At 62.5% G+C, this 23,226-nt stretch carries 18 protein-coding genes; 8 read left to right on the top strand and 10 right to left on the bottom strand.

Annotated features, from left to right (window positions below; translation table 11 throughout):
• Positions 1-2: 2 nt before the first annotated feature.
• On the bottom strand, positions 3-863 hold the full coding sequence (locus ACR0J1_RS09810; RefSeq protein WP_480732317.1) for an FAD binding domain-containing protein: 861 nt from the start codon (positions 861-863) through the stop codon (positions 3-5).
• A 128-nt stretch (positions 864-991) separates the two neighbouring features.
• On the bottom strand, positions 992-4,204 hold the full coding sequence (locus tag ACR0J1_RS09815) for a reductive dehalogenase (protein ID WP_480732315.1): 3,213 nt from the start codon (positions 4,202-4,204) through the stop codon (positions 992-994).
• A 77-nt stretch (positions 4,205-4,281) separates the two neighbouring features.
• On the opposite strand from ACR0J1_RS09815, the gene ACR0J1_RS09820 reads away from it, so the two are divergent.
• Positions 4,282-5,184 (top strand): LysR family transcriptional regulator, encoded by a 903-nt coding sequence (locus tag ACR0J1_RS09820; RefSeq protein ID WP_480732313.1) that lies wholly within the window; start codon positions 4,282-4,284, stop codon positions 5,182-5,184.
• On the opposite strand, the gene ACR0J1_RS09825 is transcribed toward ACR0J1_RS09820, so the two are convergent.
• A complete protein-coding gene (locus tag ACR0J1_RS09825; protein WP_480732312.1) occupies positions 5,175-6,026 on the bottom strand; it encodes a LysR substrate-binding domain-containing protein in 852 nt (283 codons plus the stop codon). The two genes, ACR0J1_RS09820 and ACR0J1_RS09825, sit on opposite strands and share 10 nt — an antisense overlap.
• 104 nt (positions 6,027-6,130) lie before the next feature.
• On the opposite strand from ACR0J1_RS09825, the gene ACR0J1_RS09830 reads away from it, so the two are divergent.
• Positions 6,131-6,832: an SDR family oxidoreductase gene (locus ACR0J1_RS09830; protein WP_480732310.1), complete on the top strand. Its 702-nt coding sequence runs from the start codon at positions 6,131-6,133 to the stop codon at positions 6,830-6,832.
• A 3-nt stretch (positions 6,833-6,835) separates the two neighbouring features.
• Here ACR0J1_RS09830 and ACR0J1_RS09835 read toward each other — a convergent pair whose 3' ends face one another.
• Genes ACR0J1_RS09835 through ACR0J1_RS09845 form a run of 3 tightly spaced genes read right to left on the bottom strand, consistent with a single transcriptional unit; the run spans position 6,836 to position 11,372 of the window.
• Positions 6,836-8,107: an NAD(P)/FAD-dependent oxidoreductase gene (locus ACR0J1_RS09835; protein WP_480732308.1), complete on the bottom strand. Its 1,272-nt coding sequence runs from the start codon at positions 8,105-8,107 to the stop codon at positions 6,836-6,838.
• Positions 8,108-8,148: 41 nt separating this feature from the next.
• The gene (locus ACR0J1_RS09840) at positions 8,149-9,183 is read right to left on the bottom strand and encodes an ACP S-malonyltransferase (protein ID WP_480732306.1); all 1,035 of its coding nucleotides are present in this window, start codon (positions 9,181-9,183) and stop codon (positions 8,149-8,151) included.
• Positions 9,180-11,372 (bottom strand): dehydrogenase E1 component subunit alpha/beta, encoded by a 2,193-nt coding sequence (locus ACR0J1_RS09845; RefSeq protein WP_480732305.1) that lies wholly within the window; start codon positions 11,370-11,372, stop codon positions 9,180-9,182. The genes ACR0J1_RS09840 and ACR0J1_RS09845 overlap by 4 nt, the downstream gene beginning before the upstream one ends.
• 171 nt (positions 11,373-11,543) lie before the next feature.
• Between ACR0J1_RS09845 and ACR0J1_RS09850 the strand changes: the two genes are divergently transcribed.
• Complete coding sequence (locus ACR0J1_RS09850; protein ID WP_480732303.1) at positions 11,544-12,434, top strand: LysR substrate-binding domain-containing protein; 891 nt, start codon at positions 11,544-11,546, stop codon at positions 12,432-12,434.
• A gap of 1 nt (position 12,435) precedes the next feature.
• On the opposite strand, the gene ACR0J1_RS09855 is transcribed toward ACR0J1_RS09850, so the two are convergent.
• Entirely contained in the window at positions 12,436-13,188 is a 753-nt protein-coding gene (locus tag ACR0J1_RS09855; protein WP_480732301.1) for a nuclear transport factor 2 family protein, read from the bottom strand.
• 215 nt (positions 13,189-13,403) lie between these two features.
• Positions 13,404-14,561 (bottom strand): acyl-CoA dehydrogenase family protein, encoded by a 1,158-nt coding sequence (locus ACR0J1_RS09860; protein ID WP_480732299.1) that lies wholly within the window; start codon positions 14,559-14,561, stop codon positions 13,404-13,406.
• Between the two features lie 194 nt (positions 14,562-14,755).
• Here ACR0J1_RS09860 and ACR0J1_RS09865 point away from each other — a divergent pair, with 194 nt between their 5' ends.
• From ACR0J1_RS09865 to ACR0J1_RS09885, 5 genes are all read left to right on the top strand, one after another.
• Positions 14,756-15,388: a pyridoxamine 5'-phosphate oxidase family protein gene (locus tag ACR0J1_RS09865; protein WP_480732297.1), complete on the top strand. Its 633-nt coding sequence runs from the start codon at positions 14,756-14,758 to the stop codon at positions 15,386-15,388.
• A 105-nt stretch (positions 15,389-15,493) separates the two neighbouring features.
• Entirely contained in the window at positions 15,494-17,968 is a 2,475-nt protein-coding gene (locus ACR0J1_RS09870; protein WP_480732295.1) for a heavy metal translocating P-type ATPase, read from the top strand.
• Positions 17,965-18,354 carry a Cu(I)-responsive transcriptional regulator gene (cueR, locus tag ACR0J1_RS09875; RefSeq protein ID WP_480732293.1) on the top strand — a complete coding sequence of 130 codons (390 nt, stop codon included), beginning with the start codon at positions 17,965-17,967 and terminating at the stop codon, positions 18,352-18,354. Before ACR0J1_RS09870 ends, cueR begins: the two co-directional genes overlap by 4 nt.
• 93 nt (positions 18,355-18,447) lie before the next feature.
• Positions 18,448-19,320: an NAD(P)-dependent oxidoreductase gene (locus ACR0J1_RS09880; protein ID WP_480732291.1), complete on the top strand. Its 873-nt coding sequence runs from the start codon at positions 18,448-18,450 to the stop codon at positions 19,318-19,320.
• A 110-nt stretch (positions 19,321-19,430) separates the two neighbouring features.
• Positions 19,431-22,496, top strand: coding sequence for an aminotransferase class III-fold pyridoxal phosphate-dependent enzyme (locus tag ACR0J1_RS09885; RefSeq protein WP_480732289.1), 3,066 nt, complete (start codon positions 19,431-19,433; stop codon positions 22,494-22,496).
• 46 nt (positions 22,497-22,542) lie between these two features.
• Here ACR0J1_RS09885 and ACR0J1_RS09890 read toward each other — a convergent pair whose 3' ends face one another.
• Both ACR0J1_RS09890 and hemP read right to left on the bottom strand, forming a co-directional pair.
• Positions 22,543-23,019 (bottom strand): hypothetical protein, encoded by a 477-nt coding sequence (locus ACR0J1_RS09890; RefSeq protein ID WP_480732287.1) that lies wholly within the window; start codon positions 23,017-23,019, stop codon positions 22,543-22,545.
• Entirely contained in the window at positions 23,016-23,183 is a 168-nt protein-coding gene (gene hemP, locus ACR0J1_RS09895) for a hemin uptake protein HemP (protein ID WP_480732285.1), read from the bottom strand. Before hemP ends, ACR0J1_RS09890 begins: the two co-directional genes overlap by 4 nt.
• Between the last annotated feature and the right edge of the window lie 43 nt (positions 23,184-23,226).

Below are 23,226 nucleotides of genomic sequence, written 5' to 3' on the forward strand. Positions count from 1 at the left end.
GCTTATTCTCCCTTCGCGCGGGCATAGGCGATTTTCGCGGCGCGTTTGGCCAGAACACCGGCCACTTCGGTACGGAACGCGATGGTGCCGCGCTTGTCGTCGATCGGGTTGCAGGCAGCCGAGGCCGCGGCGGCCAGCGCATCCAGTGCGGCGTCATCGAACGTGCTGCCGATGATGGCTTTGGCACAGTCTTCGACCAGCAGGACGGTCGGGGCCACTGCGCCCAACGACACGCGTGCCTCGGTGATGGTATCGCCATCCAACCGCAGGTTCACGCCGACGCCGACGACGGCAATGTCCATCTCGGTGCGCGGGATGAAGCGCAGATAGGCGTCACCCGCATTGTCGCCGCGTGCAGGGATATGTACCGCCGAAACCACCTCGCCCTTGGCCAGGGACGTCTTGCCGGGGCCGGTCGGGATATCTTCGACCGCGACCTTCCGATCCCCGTCGGGGCCGGTCACGGCGACGGTCACGCCTGCCGCGACCATCGCAGGCACCGAATCCGCTGCCGGAGAGCCATTGCACAGGTTGCCGGTCAGCGTCGCGCGCCCCTGCACTTGGGTCGATCCGATCAGGTCCATCGCCTCGACCACGCCGGGCCAGTCGCGGCCCAGTTCCGGGTGTTCGCTCATCTCGGCACCTGTGACGGCGACACCCAGCGTCCAGCTGCCATCGGCGTTGCGGGTGATATCGCTGACGCCGTCGATCTTCTTGATGTCGATCAGCGTGTCCGGCGTCACCAGGTCCGAGCGCAGCTGCACCAGAACATCGGTGCCACCCGCCAGAAACCGCGTGATGCCCGTTGCGTCTGCGGCCAGCGCCGAGGCTTCGGCAAAACTGGCAGGGCTGTGATAATTCATGAGTATACCTCGCACCTGTTTTTCAGGATCACTGGGATTTGGAGGGGACGTTAGTGCAGCAACCCGCCCGCGTCCATGGCTGCCGCGACGTATTTTTCAGGTTGGAAATGTCGGCTTCAGACCTCGGATCACAGGTCGATTTCGATCACGCCGTCCTTTTCCGCCGCGCGGCTTTGGCACAGGATGATCGCGCCCTCGCGCTGTTTGTTCGACAAGACAAAGTCGCGATGTTCGATCTCGCCCGCAATCACGCCGCATTTGCAGACCCCGCAGATACCGTCGGAACATTTCACATCTACGTGTATCCCGGCCTCGTTCAGCACCTGCGCGGCATCCTTGTCGGCGGGCACGGGCAGGTCACGCCCCGATTTCGCCAGCCGCAGGGTGAACGGGTGGTTTTCGTATTCGGGCTGTTCGGGGACCGAGAAATATTCCAGATGCCGCGCCTCCTCGGGGAAACCCTGCGCCTCGGCGGCTTGCATCACGCCATCCATGAATCGGTCCGGGCCGCAGGTATAGACGTGCCAGCCGTCCTGATACCCCGACAGAATCGCGTCCAGATCGGCGCGGGTGCCTTCATCGGAGAAGTGATAGTGCACATGCTCGGCCCATGGCATCGCAGCCAGATCGTCCAGATACCCGGCTCCGGCGCGGGTGCTGGTGGAATAGTGTAGTTGGAACGGTTTGCCCAAGGCGTGCAGTCGGTGGGCAAAGGCGATCATCGGGGTGATGCCGATGCCGCCGCCCATCAGGAAGGTTTTGGTGGCGGTCTCATCCAGTTCGAAATGGTTGATCGGCTTCGAGATGAAGACCTTGCGCCCTTCGTTGAAGATACGATGCAGCAGGGCCGAACCGCCGCGCCCTTCATCCTCGCGCAGCACCCCGATCTGATAGGTGCTTCGGTCGGACGGATCGCCCGACATCGAATATTGCCGCAGGAATTCAGGCGACACCAGCACGTCCAGATGCGCGCCAGCGGTCCATTCGGGCAGCGGCGCGCCGTCTAAAGTGGTGAATTCGTATTTAGTGACATCCGCGGTCATCTTGTCGACCTTGGTCAGTTCCACCCGCATCACCGGCGCGTCGCCCGCGACCTGATAGCGGTGGACGACCGACCAATCGCCCGCAGCCTTGCGGGCCTTGTAGTCTGCGGCTGTGACCATCGCCTCATAGGCCGCAATCCCGGCTTCGCGGTCCATGTGGAACGGGTAAGGCCACGGGTGCGGCGCAAGCGGGGCGGGATAGACAGCCAGCGTTTGATCCTCGTATTTCAGATCAAGGTCGCGCTGCAGATCGCGCCGGTTGAGTGCGTGTTTGGAAGGGCGGTAGGCCCCATCGGGGTCCAGTTCGATATCCCACCACCATTTCTTGACGTCATTGAGCCCACCATTGCCCACGGCATCATCCAGCTTAGCCAAAGCCGGCGCGGCTTGGGGAATATTCATCGCGGCCCAGCGGAAGGGGCGCTCCTTGAAGATACCTTCCAGATTCCACGGGCAGGTCTTCATGCAGCGCCCACACATGGCGCCTCCGGGCGTGGTGATCCGGTAGGTCGCGCATTTCTGGCTGTCGGATTTCCAGATCTCATAGCCGTTGAACATCAGCTTCGGCCCGGCCGTGATCGCCCCCGAGGGGCATTCGCGGGCGCATTTGTTGCAGGACTCGCAGAAGGTCTGAAGGCCGAAATCAATGGGCTTGTCATGCGCCATCGGCATGTCGGTGGTCACAACGCCGGATTTCAGGCGGGGACCAAGGTAAGGGTTCAGGATCACCTCTCCGATCCGGCTGACCTCGCCCAAGCCGGACAGCAGTAACAGCGGAGGCTGCAGCACCTCGCCATCCATCACCGTATGCGCCTTGGCCTTGTAACCGAGATTGCGGATCTGCTGCGCGATCACGCCGCCCAGCAGCGAGAACCGCAGATAGGCGCGCATCGACTGCGCCACGCTGATCCAGTCGTCGCCGCTGGCACCTTCCATCGTCTCATAGCCCTGATCGATGATCATGCTGATGGCCTGATCATGGGGTGGGACGATCTCTTCCCCGGTGGCGTCGTGGGAATACCAGCTCCACTCGGGACACCGGCTGAGGCCCACCGCATCGACCCCAAGGAAATAGGTCGCGGCCTTGATATTTGCGGCGTTGCGTTCTGCATCCGTTGGACGTTCAACCGCAGCGCTGTCGCCATCTTGCAGCAGAACAAACGCGCCCAGCGCGCGGCGTTGGGCAAAGCTGGGGGCGGATTTGCGCACGTAATGCCCGCCCTTGGTCGCGTCCTGAAGCGACTTGCCCATGTCACCAAACTGCGCCCGCGCGAACATATCCGCACGCTTGGGCACGCGGGCGACGTTCTCCTCGTCGATATAGGTGGTGGGGCTCTCGACCCGCTTAAGATTTTCAAACGGGTGCGCCCCGTCCACATAGCGGCGTTTGGCAAAAGGATCCCGGTTCAACGCGTTCTTGGCAAAGCCCGCGCCCAGCCACCATGCGGGGCCTTGGGTGCGCATCCACGGCTGGTCGGCCATCGGGCACAGGGGGCGATCATGGGCGATCTCCATCTCGGTGGTCACGGCGGCCAGACCGAACCGCTTGCCCAGCCACGGGGTGATCACTTCGCCCCCCTCAACCGAGGCCAGCCCCGCCGCTACTGCCAGCTTGCCCAGATCAACCTCGGAGGACATCGCTGTATGCGCCCGCGCATCAAAGCCCAACAGGCGGATATAGTTGGCGATCACCACCGCATTCTCGGTCGCCAGCAGACAGGCACGGTGGTCCTGAGCGTGGCCGATCCAATCGGCTCCGGGTTCGCTCGGATCAGGGTCGCGGTTATGTTCATAGAGGAACACAATCGCATGGCGGTGATTGTCCATCGCCCGCGGCGCGGCCTCCATGCTTTCCTTCAGGTCCGCCATGATCACGTCGATGCCCGAGGCCAGCGTCTTGGTCTGGCGCGTTTTCAGCGCATGGGCCAGCCGGTCGATATCGGGGTTGCGCCGAGGCTCGGCCAGCACCACATCGACCGGGAGAGGTCCACAGCCCATCATCGACGCATCATTGAAATAACCAAACGCTTTCAGGTGGTTGGCCCGCTCGGTCGGATCGACAGGAACCTCTGAAGCGACCGGGTTCACAAACCCGTCCCGGATCGCATCCATCATCGCCTGAAACTCGCCCATCGCATTAACGATGCTCTCGGGCTGTTCCGACCGGTGAAAGCTGAGCGCGCGCATCGGGACGACCTGCGCCAGATCGGGCATCTGATCCTGCCGCGCCAGTCGCTCCAGCGGGTATGGCCCCATATGAACCGGTCGGTTCTTGTCCGAGAAAAAGCGGATCCCCATCGCGCGCCCTCCTGCTTGCTAACGACCATCTAAACCTGCATGGACACCAAAACCATTCATGAATAATCATAGATGGTATGAGCAATATTGATTTCACCGATCTCGACGGCAAGGTCCTGCGCGTGTTCCTGACGATCCTCGAGGAAAGCTCGGTTTCAAAAGCCGCTGACCGGCTGGGCGTGACGCAATCGGCGATCAGCCACACGCTGGCCAAGCTGCGGCAAGTGTTGGGTGATCCGCTGTTCGTCCGATCCGGTCAGGGCCTGACCCCAACCGAGCGTGCGTTGTCGTTGAAAGAACCCGCGCAACAGGTTCTGGACGGGATGCGGGCGCTGACGCAAGGGCGGCCCTTTGATCCGCTATCAGAACAGATCGATGTTCAGATCGCCACCAATGACATGCCGCGTGAGTTGATCTTTCCCGATCTGTTGCGCACAACCCGCGCCGAAGGTGTGCGCCTGGGGCTAGAGTTCATCCCATCGGGCGTACCAGACCCTGACCTGCTGCGCAGCGACCGGTGTCAGTTGATGTTGACGCCGCTGCCGCCTGACGGGCCGGATATCTTTCAGAAACGGCTAGTCACCAGCCCCTTGATGGTGTTCTACGACGCAGCACGGCGCAATCCACCGGCGGATTGGCAGGCCTATTGCAACAGCGACCATGTCGAGGTGCGCTTTGCCGACGGCCGCAATGCCCGCGCCGTGATGCGCGGCGTGGATCAAAGCCAGATCAGGCCGCCCGTCGTGACCCTGCCCCATTTCAACGCCATCCCTCCTTTTGTGAAAGGCAGCGACCTAATCTCAACCGACACGGCGTTGATGAAACGCGGGCCGCTGGCCGCGCTGGACTGCGCGCCGCTACCGTTCAAATGCGAGCCGGTATCGATCTATATGGTCTGGCACCAACGCCTGGCCAACGATCCGGCCCATCGGTGGTTGCGGAACCGGATCGAGACCATCGCCAGCACGCTTCAGGACTGAGACAGCAGCCAATCGCGCATCTGATTCACCAGCTCGGGCTGACGGGGCTTCTGCGGCGTGACGATGTAAAAGCTCAGGTCGTCAACCAGTACCTCGGACAGAGGTTGAACCAACCGCCCCGAAGCCAGTTCCGATGACACCAGCGGCGCATGAGCCAGAGCGAACCCCTGCCCCGAAACGGCAGCGTCAATTGCAAGGCTGGTCTGACTGAAGCTCATCATTCTCGGCCGCCCTTCGACGCCGGCACGGTCCAGAAACAGCGGCCATAGCCCATGAGTGTCGCTGAGCAGGACGTGCCGCATAAGGTCGCTCGGCTCTTTGATTTGCGAGGCCAGCTCAGGGCCGCCAACTACAACGAACTCGGTCGAAAACAACGGAACGAAGTCCAGCCCTTGCGCCAGCGGCGACCGGCTTTGGCGCACCGCGATATCGACGCCGTCCGACTGGAAATCAGCCAACCGCTCGCGCGCGTCGACCTGCACCGAGATATCGGGATAGCGCGTAACAAAATCATTCAGACGCGGCACCAGCCATTTTGAGGCAAAACTGGGCGTGACCGAGATGGTGATCTGCCGCTGATCCGATAGATCATCGACAGCCTCTTCAATCAGTCGGAATGCTCGGCGCAGGGGCGCATGGAACCTGCGTCCAGCCTCGGTCAAACGCAAACCGCGCGGCAAACGCTCGAACAAAGCTGTGCCCAGCCGTGCCTCAAGGCCACGTACCTGTTGGGCGACAGCACCTTGGGTAACGCCCAGCTCCTCGGCGGCGAGGCGGAAATTCAGATGTCGGGCCGAGGCCTCAAAGGCGCGTAGCGCGTTGAGTGGCGGGAGTGCTGGCATCGCAATAGCTGTAGATTTTCTATACCATTAGTGCAGCAGAACTGATTGGTCAAACGGGCCGCGTCACCCCATCTTAGCGCCAGACAACACAAGGAATCACAGATATGGGAAAAGTAGCACTGATCACCGCAGGCGGCAGCGGCATGGGGGCGGACAGCGCGCGCAGACTGGCCGCTGATGGGTTCAAGGTCGGCATACTGTCCTCGTCCGGCAAGGGCGAGGCGCTTGCCCATGAACTGGGCGGCGTGGGCATCACGGGGTCGAACCAGTCCACGGATGACCTGCAAAAGCTGGTCGATGCAGCAATGGCCCATTGGGGGAGAGTCGATGTGCTGGTGAACTCGGCGGGCCACGGACCGCGTGCGCCGGTGCTGGAGTTGACCGATGAGGACTGGCACACCGGCTTGGACGTCTATTTCATGAACGCCGTGCGCCCCACCCGGCTGGTCACGCCGATCATGCAGGCGCAGGGCGGCGGGTCGATCATCAACATCTCGACCTTCGCCGCGTTCGAGCCCGATCCGGTGTTTCCGACCTCGGGCGTGTTCCGCGCGGGGCTGGCGGCGTTCACCAAGCTGTTCTCGGACAGATACGCCGCTGACAACATCCGCATGAACAACGTCCTGCCCGGCTTCATTGACAGCCTGCCCGAGAAAGAGGAATTCCGCGCCCGCATCCCGATGGGTCGCTATGGGCGTAGCTATGATGAGATCGCCTCGGTCGTGGCAATGCTAGCCTCGGACGGCGGCGGGTATATCACCGGGCAGAACATTCGGGTTGATGGTGGCATCACCCGGTCGGTCTGAGGTTCAGAACCGTGCCTTGACGAAATGCGTCAGCGTCGCGCCGGTTTCGAAATAGGCGCGGCGCAGGCCGGTCCAGCGTTCGCTGTAACCCTCGACCGCCGGAAGGGGTAGCAGGGCAGGGTCGTCCTGCAACAGGCTCTGCGCGCATAGGCGGCCAAACACTGTGCCCGGCCCGATGCCACGGCCGGAATAGCCGTGGACCGACAGCGCGTTCGGCCCAATCGTTGTGATTTTGGGGATATGGTCCGAGGTCATGGCGATGCGCCCATGCCAGCCATGCTCAAAGGGCTGATCGGCGAGTTGAGGATAAAGCGCGGCCAGCTTGCGTTTGATCCACGCGGTATGCGCCACGGCACCCACGTGGCCCAAATCCCCCATCGCGCCCAGAATGAAGCGACCCTGCTGATCCATACGGAACGAAGTCATGATCAGGCCGGTGTCCCAGCAGCCCTCACCCTTCGGCAGGATGGTAGCCCGCAGGTTTTCGGTTATCGGAGCGGTTGCGTATTGGAAGTAATAGACCGGCACATAGGCGGGGGCCGTTTCTGGTAGTTTCCGGTGATAGGCATTGGTCGCCTGGAGCACCGCTCTGGCCCGCACTTTGCCCTGCGGGGTCGTCAGAACCCAATCCTCGCCGTCGCGTTGCATGGCCTGAACCGGGCTGTGCCCACATATCCGCGCCCCGGCCTGTTGCGCCGCGCGCGCCAGACCGCGCACATAGCCCAACGGCTGGATTGTGCCTGCGCGCGGGTCGAACAGAGCCCCATGAAACGCCGCACTGCCTGTCCGCCCGGCGGTCTGATCCGACGACAGCAACTCAACCGGAGCCCCCGCTGCACTGAGTTGTGCGTGTCTGGTCTGCAGGTCACTAAACCCTGCGGCGGAATGCGCGCAGTGCAGTGTGCCGTTTCGCAAGGGTTCGCACGCGATCCCGTGCGCGTCGATCAGGTCAAACACCTCGGTCGGGGCGGCGGCCAAAAGGTCGATCAGCCGGTTTCCGACCTCATTCCCCAGATGTGCCCGTATATCAGCCGGGGGCAGCCAAAGACCCGCATTGACCAGCCCGACATTGCGGCCCGATCCCCCGTGCCCGATCTCGTCGGCTTCCAGCAGGCAAACCGATGCCCCGGCCTGCGCTGCGGTCAGAGCGGCGGAACAACCGGTATAGCCGCCGCCGATGACGGCTAGATCGACGGTTACGTCTCGGGTCAGAGGAGGGCTGTCGACCTGCTCGTGACAGGTATCCAGCCAAAGGGATTGATTGTGGTCGCTCACGTCAGGCTCTCTGCAGGGTCAAAGTCCATTAGGGCCAGCGATCAGGCGGTTGCAAGCGCGCGCTGGTCGTCTCGGCCCATGGCGATGAGGAACGGCTGCGCCTCCTGCCGCGCCTGAAAAGCGGCTTTGTCACTCATGCCGCGCCAGTCCGACAAGACCAGAGACTGCGCCACCGCACCGCCCAGCGTTGCACCGGGACCGGTGACGATGAACAGATCGGGCGCGAACTCGCGGGCTGCGGTCTGGATGGCGCGGGTAAAATCGTAAGGTTCAGTCACTTGATGGCCCAGAGTGTAGTCCCATAAAGCCTGCGTGTTTGTCGCGCCCGGCCACCAGATCTTGCCGCGACCGTCGATCAGGGGGAGTTCGGGCTGGCCAAAGAGGTCCGCCCCCAGCCGCGCCCGGCCCTCTGCCGCGACCGGTGCCTGCAGGGCAGTGTGAAACGCAGCGTGGTTGGCCAGTCGCATGGGAAAGCGGTCCTGCACTGTTGGCTGAGACGCCTCGAAAGCTTTGAGCCCGTCCTCGTTGCCCGCCAGAACCAGCATCCCGCCCAGATCAATCGACAGCGCCAGAGCGTGGCCTTCGGTCTGATTGATCCTGTCCACTTCGGCCAGCAGGTCGGCCTTATGAGCAGGATCACTGACCCAGTTGTCGCCCGTGAAGGGATAGACCAACTGCCCGCCGATCAGATGCTCCTGCATCAACGTTCCCATGGCGTTCACTACCCGGAAACCGTTCTCGGGGCTCAGCGCGCCCCCGGCAGCCAATGCGATGTACCAGCCCATCGAGTTCCCGGTGACGGCGACCACCTCGATATCATCGGCCAGCGCCTGCGCATCGGCCAGGGATGCCGCGTAGATCAGGGGCGAGGCCACATCGCCACGCGAATACTTGCTGACAGTATAGCGGCTCGCACTGTCCAGAGCAGTGACGGTCTCTTGCCCGACTTCCGCGCGGAGAGCATCGAAGCTGCGGAACATCTGCATCTTGTCGGCGTGGTGACGGTGCAGATAGCCCAACTCGGGCTTGTTATAGGTGCCACGGCCCGGGCAGATGACAACGGCGGTACGGGTCATGAGGCGCCTCCAGTCAGTTCGAGCGCAGCGGCAACGATGCCGTCTTTCGACGGCAACGGCGCGGCATAGGCCGGGCCGGTTGCGATGAAACAATCCTCGGCCACCACGCGGGCGGTCGGGGTGGCGAGACTTTCTTCGTCGAAGAAAGTCATCAACGCCTCGGACTGACTGCCGGTGCGGCGGCATTCGTCTACAATCAAAACATGCGCGCATGTTTTGGTGGCCGCGCGTAGAGCCTCGACCGGCATAGGGGCCAGCCAACGCAGGTCGATGATCCGCGTCTTCAGCCCCGCCGCATGCAACTGGGGCAGCGCCTTTTGTGACAGGTAATGCCCGTTGCCATAGGTCACGATGGCCAGATCGGTGCCGTCCCCATGCACCCCGACCTCGCCCAAAGAGATGCGCTGATCCGGCGAGGGATACTTCGTCATCCACCCCGCATCCTGAGGCGCGTGCAGATCGCGCATCGGATAAAGCGCGATGGGTTCCAGAAACACCACCACCCGTTGCTCCTCACGCGCCAGCCGCACGCATTCGCGCAGCATCTGCGCTGCATCCGACCCGGTCGACGGGCAGGCGATGATCACCCCGGGAATATCCCGCAGAACGGCCAGAGAATTGTCGTTGTGGAAATGCCCGCCAAAGCCCTTTTGATATCCCAACCCCGCGATCCGCAGCACCATCGGGTTGGAGAACTGGCCGTTCGAGAAGAAGGGCAACGTCGCGGCTTCGCCCCGGATCTGGTCCTCGGCATTGTGCAAATAGGCAAGGAACTGGATCTCGGGGATCGGAATGAACCCGTTATGGCCCATGCCGATAGCAAGGCCCAGAATGGACTGTTCGTCCAGCAAGGTATCGATCACCCGGTCCGCACCAAAGCGCTGCTGCAGCTTTTGCGTCACGCCATAGACGCCGCCCTTGCGGCCCACGTCTTCGCCCATGCAGACGATCTCGCCATGTTCCAACATCAGATCGGTCAGCGCCCAGTTGATCAGGCGGCTCATGGGCTGCGGCTCATCCATCGCGCGCATATCGCCGCCAAAGGCTTTGGCCCGCGCCTCGGCGCTGGGGCCGTTGGTCGAGCGGCAAGCGCGTTTGGGCGGGATCAGGCTCGCCATAACCTCTGTCGCCGAGGCCAGATGAGGACGCGAGGCAGCCTCAGCCGCAACGCGGTCGGTACGAGCACAGGTCTCTTCGTAGATTTTCAGCGCCTGATCCGGAGCCAAAGCCCCCGCCTGATCCAGCAGGCGCACCGAATGCAGCAGGGGATCATTGGCCTCATCCGCCTCGACCTCGGATTTCGGAAGATAGGTCGTAGGCACATCCGCCCCGGCATGGCCATAAAGGCGCACGGTTTTCAGGTGCAGGAAGGCCGGTTTGCGGCGCGTGCGGACGTAATCGGCAGCCTGCTGCGCCACGGCAAACGTCTCATAGATATCCAGACCGTTGGCCTGAAAGTACTTGATCCCCGGCCGATGTTCCATCGAGCCCTGTATCCACCCTTTGGGCGTCTTGACCGAAATCCCGATTCCGTTGTCTTCGCAGACAAACAGCAGGGGCAGCGGCGTCGATTGCACGCTGGTCCAGCCCGCCGTATTGATCGCCCCCTGCGCGGTGGAATGGTTGGCCGAGGCATCGCCGAAGGAACACATCGCAATCCCGTCTTCGGGCAATTCGCGATGCTCTGGATCGTGCCGCCGTGCCGCACCCAGACTATAGGCCGCACCGACGGCCTTGGGCAGATGGCTGGCGATGGTCGAAGTCTGCGGCGGGATCATCAGCGCCTTTGAGCCCAGAACCTTGTGTCGCCCGCCCGAGGTCGGGTCCTCTTTCGAACAGGCAAAACTCAGCAGCATGTCCCAGGCGATCTGCTGACCGGGAACCTGTTCAGCGCGGGCGATCTGGAAGGCGGCATCGCGGTAGTGCAGAAACGCGATATCCGTCGGGCGCAGCGCGTGCGCCACGGCAGCCATGCCTTCGTGCCCCGAGGAACCAATCGTGTAGAATCCCTGCCCCTCCTTCTGCATGGCGCGGCTGGTCCGGTCCAGCGCCCGGCTCAGCACCTGCGAGCGAAACAGCGATACGGCATCTGTATCGCTCAACCCCGGGCGCGGCGGCACACCTTCGGGTAAGTCGCGGCGCGCCACGCGGGTCAGGAAGTTCTCATGTACGATCTGGGCACGGTCCATGGGTCTTGCCTTGTCTGGTCTGTGTCATCGGCCAATGACGGATTTGTCACGTGCCCAGTCACGGATTTCAAGGTCGCCAGAGGCTTGGGCAAAGAGGCCATTTGCACTCATGTCTCTGGTCGCTGGAAAAAACCAGTGCTATTGCATGTAAAAGGTATGAGGATTTGTCATATGATCGCGCCACGCCGGTTCTTGCCCTCGATCTCGTCCCTGCTGGCGCTTGAGGCGGTGGACAGACTCGGCAGCGCCTCAGCTGCGGCAGAGGAATTGTCTTTGACGCAAAGCGCAATCAGCCGCCAGCTGAAAACCATGGAGGATCAGCTCGGCGTACAGCTGATCGAGCGCAGCCAGATGCGGTTGCACCTGACACCGGCGGCCAAGGACTATGTGCAAATCGCAAGGTCTGCGGTGCAGGATTTGGCGCAGGCGGCGCTGAAGCTCAAGGCGAACCCGGCGGGCGGATCACTTGATCTGTCGATCCTGCCCGCCTTCGGGATGCACTGGCTGGCCCCCAGGCTGCAGGATTTCGCGCGCCGCCACCCCGAGGTCACGGTCAATCTGGGTACCCGATTAAAACCATTCGATTTCGCGACGGAACCCTTCGATGCAGCGATCCATTTCGGTCAGAAAGATTGGGCCGGAGTCCACTACCTGCCGATCATGCGGGAAGACGTTCTGCCGGTTTGCGCCCCAGCGCTGAAAGAAGCCGCGCATGAAACGCTGGATGCCCTGCGCAGCACCCCGCTGCTGCATCTGGAATCGCGCCCCGACGCTTGGGAAAGATGGTTTGAGATGCAGGGCGCACAGGTCTCAGGCCTGCGCGGAATGCTGTTCGATCAGTTCTCGACCATGATACAGGCCACCATCCACGGGATGGGCGTGGGTTTGCTGCCCTCGTATCTGGTGCGCGATGATCTGAAGGCGGGGCGCCTGGTCCCCGCCTGGCAGGGGCCGCCCGTCAGTCTGGGCGCCTATTATCTGGTCTGGCCTACCGACCGCGCCATGCCCGAGCCGCTGAAATCCTTCAAAGATTGGCTTCAGGACCAACTGGCATCAGGATAGGTCAGAATTTGCCGTTGTCGTTTTTCCATTGCGCGCGCGGGGCGATGGTCTCAACCGTGTCCCAATGCTCGACGATCTTGCCATCCGCGACGCGGAACAGATCATAGAATGCACTGTGCTTGCCCTGAAACGCGCCTTCGCAGACGGTCAGGACAAAGTCCCCCTCGGCCAGCACCCGATGCAGACGCTGGTAGTTCACCGTTTTGGCATCGGACAATTCAGCACGCAGGGCGCTGATGTCATCAGACAGGCGCGGGTTATGCTCGACATAGGTCTCCGCATTAATGCAGGCCGCGATCTGATCCAGATCACCCGCGATCAGAGCCGTTTCGACAAACGACCGCACGAAGGCCCGGTTTTGCTCGGTCAGGGCAAGATCGCCCACGTCCGTCACGCCATCAACCATGCTGTGGCCCGAGGCATTGGGGCCTTGGCGTGGCTGAATATTGTCCCAATGCTCCACCGCCTGACCATCCTCAAACCGGAACACCTCGAACCCGATATTGCGGCGCGAGAAATCATACTCGGTATGGGCAAAGACAAAGGCCCCGTCTTCGAACGCGCGGACAATGTTCACGCGGGGAGAGGTCTCGGACAGGCGCTTGAACAGCGCCGCCAAGCCTTCGCTGCCTTCATGGGTCTGTGGGTTATGCTGGATGTAACGCGCCTCGTTCACCACCGAGACAGGGCCCGGATCACCGGTTTCAATGCTCTTGAGCAGGGCGCATATGCGGGACTTGTTTGACGCAGCCATGAGCGAGGAGCCTTTCTGCCGAACTAATCTACGGCGATCATGGCAGGCGGAACCCGCCCCGGCAACGGTGGTATGCAAAAGGCTGCGCGGCCTTCGGCCTTGCGTCCTGCGGACGGCAGGGGGCCGGGCAGGCGCGGGCTGCGCCCGCGCCTGCCCGGCCCAACGGGAGGAGACGTTCCGCAAGGAATGTCGACGACGGGCGGGAGCGTTTTGCCTCAGACGTCCAGCGAACGGGCGATGAGCTCTTTCATCACCTCATTGGTGCCGCCATAGATCATCTGTACCCGCGCATCCGCATAGAGCCGCGCGATCGGATACTCCATCATGAAGCCATAACCGCCAAAGAGCTGCAGGCATTCGTGCATGATCTCGTTTTGCACCTCGGACCCCCAGTACTTCACCATCGAGGCTGTCGCCGCATCCAGCTCACCGGCCTCCAGCTTGCCGATGCAGTCATTGACGAAACTGCGCAGGACCTCAGCCTTGGTCTTGCATTCGGCCAGCTTGAACCGCGTGTTCTGAAAGTCCATCACCCGCTGCCCGAAGGCCTTGCGTTCCTGCACGTACTTCACCGTCTCGGCGATGGCGAAGTCAATCGCGCCCAATGCCATGATGCCGATAGTCAGCCGCTCCCACGGCAATTGCTTCATCAACTGATAGAACCCCTGCCCCTCTTCCGGGCCCAGCAGGTTGGTCATCGGTACTTTGACGTCTTCGAAGAACAGCTCGGCGGTATCGTTGCCCTTCATCCCCAGCTTTTTGAGGTTGCGCCCACGACGGAACCCTTCGGCCCCTTCGGTTTCCACCGCAATCAGCGACACCCCCTTGGCCCCCAGCGATCTGTCGGTCTTGGCTGCTACGATCACCAAATCGGCAGTCTGGCCATTGGTGATGAATATCTTGGACCCGTTCAGCCGATAGGAATTGCCGTCCTTCTCGGCACTCGTCTTGACCGCTTGCACATCCGATCCGGTGCCCGGTTCGGTCATGGCCAGCGCCCCGATCATCTCGCCTGAAGCAAGCTTGGGCAGCCAGCGCGCCTTCTGATCGTCGCTGCCATAGGCGGCGATGTAATGGGTCACAATGGACTGGATTCCATAGCCCCAACCGGCATCCCCCCGAGCGGTCTGTTCATACAGCGTCACGGAATCGAACCCCATGCCGCCGCCCACGCCGCCATATTCCTCGGCAATCGAGCCCGCCATCAGACCCGCCTGCCCGGCCTGCAGCCAGAACGCTCGATCCACGACACCGTTCTCGATCCAGGTTTCGGCATTCGGCACCAGCGCATCATCCATGAACCGACCGGCCATATCGGCAAACATCCGGTGTTCATCCGTAACCCAAGCGGCGGTGCTGGTAAAAAGCGACATCAAAAGCTCTCCAGATCAGGTGTTTGCCCAAGGCTAGCTGCGCAAACGCGCCCTGCCAATCCATGTGACGTGGCGTCTGTAAGTTGCGCTACGCCACGTCCCGACCGATTTAGGATCACATCTGCGTTGGGTGAGGTGACAGGCACGGCGACAGCGGCTTGTATCTCGGGGATTCTTTGCTGAAAGGATATCCAATGCCCCGCGCCTTTTCCGAACTGACCTTCACGCCCGCAGTTCGCGCCCATCAGGACCGCATGGGATCGGCAGAGGCCTATGCGAAATTCATCGAATCCGGGCCGCAACAGGGCCATTTGATCGGCCCCTCCGAAAAGGCATTCATCGAGGCGCGGGATGGGTTCTATCAGGCCACCACCTCGGAAACCGGTTGGCCCTATGTGCAGTTTCGTGGCGGGCCGGCAGGGTTTCTCAGGGTGCTGGACGAACGCACCGTCGGGTACGCGGATTTCTCGGGCAACCGGCAGTATATCTCGCGCGGGAATCTGGACAGCAATGACCGGGTCGCGCTGATCCTGATGGACTATGCGAACAGCCGACGCCTGAAGATACTCGGGCGGATGGCGTTCACCGAAGGGGCCGAGGCCGCCGCCGACCTGTTCCCCGACGGGGCCGAGGCCGAGGCTGAACGTGCGGCGATCCTGCATGTCGAGGCGCTGGACTGGAACTGCCCCCGCCACATCACCCCGCGCTTCACCGAGGCCGAGCTGCGCCCGCATCTGAACAAGCTGGGGCAGGAACTGGCAGTGCTGCAGGCGGAAAACGAGCGGCTGCAGCAGGAACTGGCCGCGTTGAAATCCGGCTCCAGCTGACCCGCGCCAAACCGACGCGGGGCGGCAGAAGCGCGGCTTTTCCCTTGACCTTCCAGTGACTGGAGCCCCTATGTCAGGGGTGAAATCCACAGCCGGACGACTCGGATGGCCGAACCACAGCACATTCAGATCAAAATTACAGGCATGGGCTGCGCGTCTTGCGTGGGCCGGGTCGAGGGGGCGCTGCGCGCACTGCCCGGCATCAACAAGGCTGCGGTCAATTTCGCGACCGGAACGGCGGATGTGACCCATGACGCGGCCCTGCCCGACATCCTAAGCGCGCTGGATGCGGCGGGATATCCGGCGGCAACCCGTCAGGCCGTTCTGCAGATCGAAGGGATAAGCTGCGCCTCCTGCGTGGGTCGGATCGAACGGACCTTGTGCGCCGCGCCCGGAGTAACAGAGGCTGCGGTGAACCTCGCCACCGGCAGCGCGACGGTGACATATGTCGAGGGCGCGACCGATCCGGCGCAGTTGGCCCGGGCCGTGACTGCAGCAGGGTACCCGGCGCGCCCCTCGGCCCCGGAAGTCGAGAATCGGGACCGCAAGGCCGAAGACCTTGCCAAGCTGCGCCGTGCGACGTTGATCGCGGCAGCGCTGGCCGTGCCCGTCTTCCTGCTTGAGATGGGTGGGCACATGATTCCGGCCTTTCATCATTGGGTGATGGCGACGATTGGAACGCAAACCAGTCATCTGATCCAGTTTGCACTGACCTCGGCCCTGCTGATCGGGCCCGGGCGTGTGTTTTACGCCAAAGGCATCCCCGCCCTGCTGCGCGGTGCGCCGGATATGAACGCGCTGGTGGCGCTGGGAACCGGGGCCGCTTATCTGTATTCGGTCCTTGCGACCTTTGCGCCCGGGCTGTTGCCGCAGGGCACCGCCAATGTCTATTTCGAGGCTGCCGCCGTGATCGTCGTCCTGATCCTGTTGGGCCGCCTGATGGAAGCCCGCGCCAAAGGCCGAACCGGGGCGGCCATCCGCAAACTGGTGGGCCTGCAACCCAAAACCGCGCGGATCGAGGACAATGGCGCGCTGATCGACCGTCCCATCGCCGAGATCCTGGTCGGCGACATCATACAAATCCGCCCCGGAGAACGCGTGCCCGTGGATGGCGAGGTGCTGGACGGCAGCTCTTATGTCGACGAAAGCATGATCACGGGTGAGCCGGTGCCCGTTGGCAAGGCCATCGGCGCCTCGGTGGTCGGCGGCACAGTGAACGGCACCGGGGCCCTGCGCATCCGGGCGACCCATGTGGGTGCCGATACGGTGCTGGCGCAGGTCATCGGCATGGTCGAACAGGCACAGGGGGCGAAGCTGCCCATTCAGGGGCTTGTCGACCGGATCACCTACTATTTTGTGCCCGCCGTGATGGCCGCTGCCGTGTTGACGGTTGCCGTCTGGCTGATCTTTGGCCCCGCCCCGGCGTTGCCATTGGCTTTGGTGGCCGGGGTATCGGTGCTGATCATCGCCTGCCCCTGCGCCATGGGTCTGGCCACGCCGACCTCGATCATGGTCGGCACGGGCCGCGCGGCAGAACTGGGCGTCCTGTTCCGCAAGGGCGATGCGCTGCAGCAGTTGCAGCAGGCCAAAGTCATCGCGCTGGACAAGACCGGGACGCTGACGCTTGGGCGACCCGAACTGGACGAGGTCATCACCACCAACGGCTTTGACCGCGCCGAGGTGTTGCGCCTTGCTGCCGCCGCCGAGGCCCAATCCGAACACCCGATTGCCACCGCAATCACCCGCGCAGGGCCCCAAGTTTTGCCCGAGGTTGAGATGTTCGAGTCGCTCACAGGTCTTGGCCTGCGCGCGACGATTGAGGGGCGCGCCGTGCTGGTCGGCGCGGATCGGCTGATGGCACAGAACGGCATTGATCTGAGCGATCTGCGCCCCGAGGCGCAGAAGCGCGCCGCAGAAGGGGCGACTCCGATCTATGTCGCGGTCGACGGTCGGGCTGCGGTGGCGCTCACGGTGTCTGACCCGATCAAACCCGGCACGCCCGAGGCTCTGGCCCGCTTACATGACATGGGGGTGACGCTGGCGATGATCACCGGCGACAACGCGCGGACGGCGCAGGCTTTGGCTGATCGTCTGGGCATCGACCATGTCACAGCCGAGGTACTGCCCGACGGCAAGGTCGCCGCAATCTCGGCCCTGCAGCAGCAATTCGGTACGCTTGCTTTCGTGGGCGACGGGATCAACGACGCCCCGGCGCTGGCCTCGGCGGATATCGGGGTCGCAATTGGCACCGGCACCGATGTGGCGATTGAAACCGCCGATGTGGTGCTGATGTCCGGTGATCTGCGCGGCGTGGCCAATGCGGTCGAGATCAGTCGCCGGACCATGCGCAACATCCGACAGAACCTCGGCTGGGCGTTTGGCTATAACACGCTGCTGATCCCGGTTGCGGCGGGCGTGCTCTATCCGTTTGGCGGGCATCTTCTGTCGCCTGCGCTGGCCGCCGGGGCGATGGCGCTGTCCAGCGTCTTTGTCGTCTCGAACGCGCTACGCTTGCGCCGCATACGGGCCAGCCTGCCAGAGGCACAAGTCAACACAACCCCACAAGAGGTGACGGCATGAATATCGGCGATGTCTCGACCCGCACCGGCCTGCCCGCCAAGACCATCCGGTATTACGAGGATATCAACCTGATCAAACCGCTGCGCGATGACAACGGATATCGGCGTTTTCGTGATCAGGACATTCACAAGCTGAACTTTCTGGGCCGCGCCCGTGCGCTGGGGTTCACGATCGAGGACTGCCGCACTCTGATGGCGCTTTATGAAGACGAATCCCGCGCCAGCGCGGATGTGAAACGCGTGGCGCGTGATCATCTGGCGCAGATCGATGCAAAAATCGCTGACCTGAAGGGGATGCGAGATACGCTGAGTCATCTGGTTGACGCCTGCGCCGGGGATGATCGTCCGGATTGTCCGATACTGAAAGACCTCGGCAGCAAAGCGTGACACGGGGTTGCCCTTTGGGCTCAGCTTTGCTTTGTCTTCGCTGAACACTCCGGCGCGTTCTGCGCAGCCGGTCAGCGGAGGGGATTTCGGAAAATGGCAAAAGTCGCGTTTCTTGGCCTTGGCGTCATGGGCTATCCAATGGCGGGGCATCTGCAGGCCGCCGGACATCAAGTAACGGTTTACAACCGCACCAGCACCAAGGCCGAGGCCTGGGTGAATGAGCATGGCGGCGCGATGGCGGCCACGCCCCGCGCGGCGGCAGAGGGCGCGGATTTCGTGATGGCCTGCGTGGGAAATGATGATGATCTACGCATGATTTGCACCGGCGAAGATGGTGCTTTTCACGGCATGACCAAGGGTTCCGTTTTTGTGGATCACACCACCGTCTCGGCCAAAGTGACGCGCGAGTTGTGCGAAGCGGGCCGGGCGGAGGGCATTGCCTTCGTCGATGCTCCGATATCGGGTGGTCAGGCTGGGGCTGAGAACGGCGTGCTGTCGATCATGTGCGGCGGGGATCAGGCGGCGTATGACACGGCCGAGCCCGTGATGCAGGTCTATTCGAAAATCTGCCGCCGGATTGGCGAGAGTGGTGCAGGCCAGATGACCAAGATGTGCAACCAGATCGCCATCGCCGGGCTGGTTCAGGGTCTCAGCGAGGCGCTGCATTTTGCCGAGCAAGCCGGGCTGGACGGGCGCGCGGTGGTCGAGGTGATCAGTCAGGGCGCTGCGGGCAGCTGGCAGATGGCCAACCGCTATGAGACCATGCTGGACGATCATTTCGAGCATGGGTTTGCCGTGGACTGGATGCGGAAAGATTTGGGAATTTGTCTGGCGACGGCGGATGAAACCGGGGCTTCTCTACCGGTGACGGCTTTGGTGGATCAGTTCTATAAGGACGTGCAGAAGCTAGGTGGCGGGCGTTGGGATACGTCCTCTTTGATCAAACGGTTGCGCGCGTTGGGGTGAGCGTAAGGGGGGCTGTCTGCCCCCCATCGCGCCTGTGGGCGCGATTCCCCCCGAGGATATTTTTGGCCAGATGAAGAAGATCCCCTTTGGGGAGAGCTATGGGGTGTCGCATGGGCGATTTGAACGCGTATTGGGCCGGGAAGCTGCGGCAGCATTGGGGGCTGGAGGCGCGGTTGACGCGGTTGGATGGGGAGTATGACCTCAACTTTCTGGTGCGGGCGACCAATGGGCAGGACTATGTGCTGAAGGTGATGCGGGCGGGGTGCGCGCCGGGGCTGGTCGATTTGCAGATCAAGGCGCTGGAGCATATTGCCTCGGCCGCGCCCGGGCTGCCGTTTCCGAAGGTCTTTGCTGACCTTTCGGGGACGATGTTGCCCGTGATCGAGGATGACGGTGGCGCCGAGCGGCTGGTCTGGTTGCTGGAGCGGATGCCCGGAGAATGCTATGCCCGCAGCTTGCCCAAGACCGAAGATCTGATCCTGAAACTGGGCCGCGTGCTGGGCGCGACCGATCGGGCGTTGGAGGGGTTTGAGCATCCCGGCCTGCACCGTGAAGGATTCAAGTGGGACCTGATGCAGGCGGGTTGGATTGCCGATCAGTTGGGCGCGATTGCGGATCCCGCGCGGCGGGCCTTGTTGCAGGATGTTGTGACGGGTTTTGATGCGGTTCGCAGCCAGTTGGATGATCTGCCCCGGCAGGCGATCCACAATGACGTCAACGACTATAACATTCTGGTCGAGGGTCAGCTGAGCGACCGCCGCAGCGTCTCGGGTCTGATCGATCTGGGCGATATGTGTGCCGCGCCGCGGATTTGTGATCTGGCGATTGCCGGGGCTTATGTGGTGCTGGATCATCCAAAACCCGAACGGGCGCTGGCGGCGCTGGTGCGCGGGTATCATGCGGCCAACCGGTTGCGCGCGGAGGAGGTCGATCTGATCTGGCTGCTGCTGCGGATGCGGTTGGCGGTGTCTGTGGTGAACTCAACCCTGATGGCGGCGGAGAACCCGGATGATCCGTATGTGACGATCAGTCAGGCCCCCGCGTGGCGGTTTCTTGAGAACGCCTCGGTCAATGGCGATCTGATGGCGGCGCGGCTGCGCGCGGCCTGCGGTCTGCCGGTGGTTGATGGGGCCGAACGTATCCACGCCTACTTGAACAACCATCGCGGGCAGTTCACCCAGATGTTCGGGCAGGATCTGAGCGAGGTGCCGATGGGTTCGCTGTCTGTTGAAAACTCGACATGGCCCCAGAACCCGTTTCACATGCCGCTGGACGAGGCCGCACGGGTGGGTGAGGAATTCGGGGAAGGTCTCTGGCTGGGATATTACAACGAGCCCCGCCTGATCTATGCCGAGCCGGGGTTTCGCAAGGGGCCGTGGAAGGCCTCGGACCGGCGGACCGTGCATCTGGCGGTGGATGTGTTTGCTCCCGCCGGGACAGTGCTGCATGCACCGCTCAGCGGTCGGGTCGAAGCGGTTGAGAACCGCGATGCGCATCTGGACTATGGTGGCGTCGTGATCCTGCATCATGAGACGCCCGAGGGTGATGCGTTCTATACGCTCTACGGCCATCTTGACCCTGAGGTTTGCGACCGTCTGAAACCCGGTGATCCGGTGGCGCAGGGGGCGGCTTTTGCGCGGCTGGGGGATCCGACGCAGAATGGTGGCTGGGCGCCGCACGTACATTTCCAACTGGCGCTGACCACGCAAGGCATGCAGGCCGACTGGCCCGGTGTGGCCGATCCGGATGAGTTGGAATTGTGGAATGCCGTCTGCCCGAACCCCGCGGCCTTGCTGAACCTGCCGGATTACAAGGTGGCGTATCAGCCGACGAACAAACAAGCGATCCTGCAGGGGCGGCGCGATCATTTTGGGGGCAACCTCAGCCTGACTTACGATGATCCGGTCATGCTGGTGCGGGGGTGGAAACACCACCTGTTCGACGAATGGGGCCGCCCTTATCTGGACGCCTATAACAACGTGCCCCATGTGGGCCACGCGCATCCGCGCATCCAAGCGGTTGCCGCGGATCAACTGAAGCGGATGAACTCGAACACCCGCTATCTGCACCCCGCCCAGACGGCCTTTGCCGAGAAGGTTTTGTCGAAACTGCCTGATCATTTCGAGGTCTGCTTCTTTGTCAATTCCGGCACCGAGGCCAACGAACTGGCGTTGCGTCTGGCCCGCGCGCATACCGGGGCGAAGGGGATCGTGACGCCGGATCACGGGTATCACGGCAATACCAACGCGGCGGTGGCGATCTCGGCCTATAAGTTCAACAAGCCCGGCGGCATCGGCAAGGCGGATTGGGTCGAGCTGGTTGAGGTCGCAGACGACTATCGCGGGTCGTTCAAACGCGACGATCCCGACCGCGCCACAAAATTCGCGGATTTTGTGGATCCCGCGATTTCTGCTTTGCAGGACCGTGGTCATGGGATTGCCGGGTTCATCGCCGAGACCTTCCCCTCGGTCGGGGGACAGATCATTCCGCCCAAAGGCTATCTGCCTGCGGTTTATGAAAAAATACGCGCCGCAGGCGGTGTTTGCATCGCCGATGAGGTGCAGACAGGGCTTGGTCGTTTGGGTGAGTATTATTTCGGCTTCGAACATCAGGGCGCGCTGCCCGATATTGTGGTGATGGGTAAGCCCATCGGCAACGGGCACCCTCTGGGCGTGCTGGTCACCACCAAAGAGATCGCGCAGAGTTTCGACAACGGGATCGAATTTTTCTCGACCTTCGGAGGATCAACGCTGTCCTGCCGCATTGGCAAAGAGGTGCTGGATATCGTCGATGACGAAGGCCTGCAGGACAATGCGCGGCTCATGGGTGCGCGCCTGATGGACGGGTTGCGGCGGATCGAGGCCGATTTCCCTCAGGTCGGAGATGTGCGGGGCATCGGGCTGTTTCTTGGGGTCGAGCTGATCAATCCCGATGGTTCCGAGGGCACCGAGATTTGCAGCTATGTCAAAAACCGAATGCGGGATCATCGCATCCTGATCGGTAGCGAGGGGCCGAAGGACAACATTCTGAAAATCCGCCCGCCGCTTACGATTGAGGCTGAGGATGTGGATATGATCCTCTGGGCCTTGCGCGATGTGTTGTCCGAGGTGGGTGATTATGCGCCCGAAGCTGCCTGCGATCACGATCATCATCACGCGGGCTGCGGCTGCTGCTGAGACAAACAAAACCCCGGCGAAATGGCCGGGGTTTTGTGTCTGCCAATCAGTGAAGCACCGAAGGTGGGGGTTGGTGCCCGGTCGTCGGCAAGGGGACTGATGCGGTCATGCGGCGCAGGGCCAGACCAAGCTCTTCGGACAGTGATGTCAGCGCGGGGGCGAAATCAGGCCGCACGATCAGCGAGGCCATCATCATCGCATCCTCGCGCGCACCCTCGGAGGCTGCGGCGATCATCTGGGCAAAGCAGTTCTCATCCGCGCCCAAGCAGCCACATCCAAGCCCGTGCCGCACCAGTGGCCGCCGCCCGTGATGAGCACAGAGCGAACACAAGCGATCCAGCGTCATCATCGCCGCGCGCCCGTGATCAGCACCCAACGCGATATCGAAATCGCTGGCCGCGTTGGCCCGGCCACCGGCACCATCGCCCCAGAGGCGCAGGTACATCACCGCGCCCGCTTCAATCGGGGTCAGGTCGGACAAACGCCCGACCGCGGCACCGCCGCGCGATGCAGGCGCGCTCATTTCGTCAGAATCAATTTACCCGCGCGGGTGATGCGCAGGGTATACAGCTGATCGCCCAGCTCGATATGGGCCAGGTTTCCGCCTGCGGTCAGTTCTTCGGCCTTATGGGCGGGCAGCATCGAGACAGCATAGCTTTGGGTCGGGTTGGGGGTCTGCGCGTTCATCGGGGCATCTCCAGAGCGTTTTTGGCACATGGCCTTATCTGTT

The organism is Ruegeria sp. CJ3 (assembly GCF_056536725.1).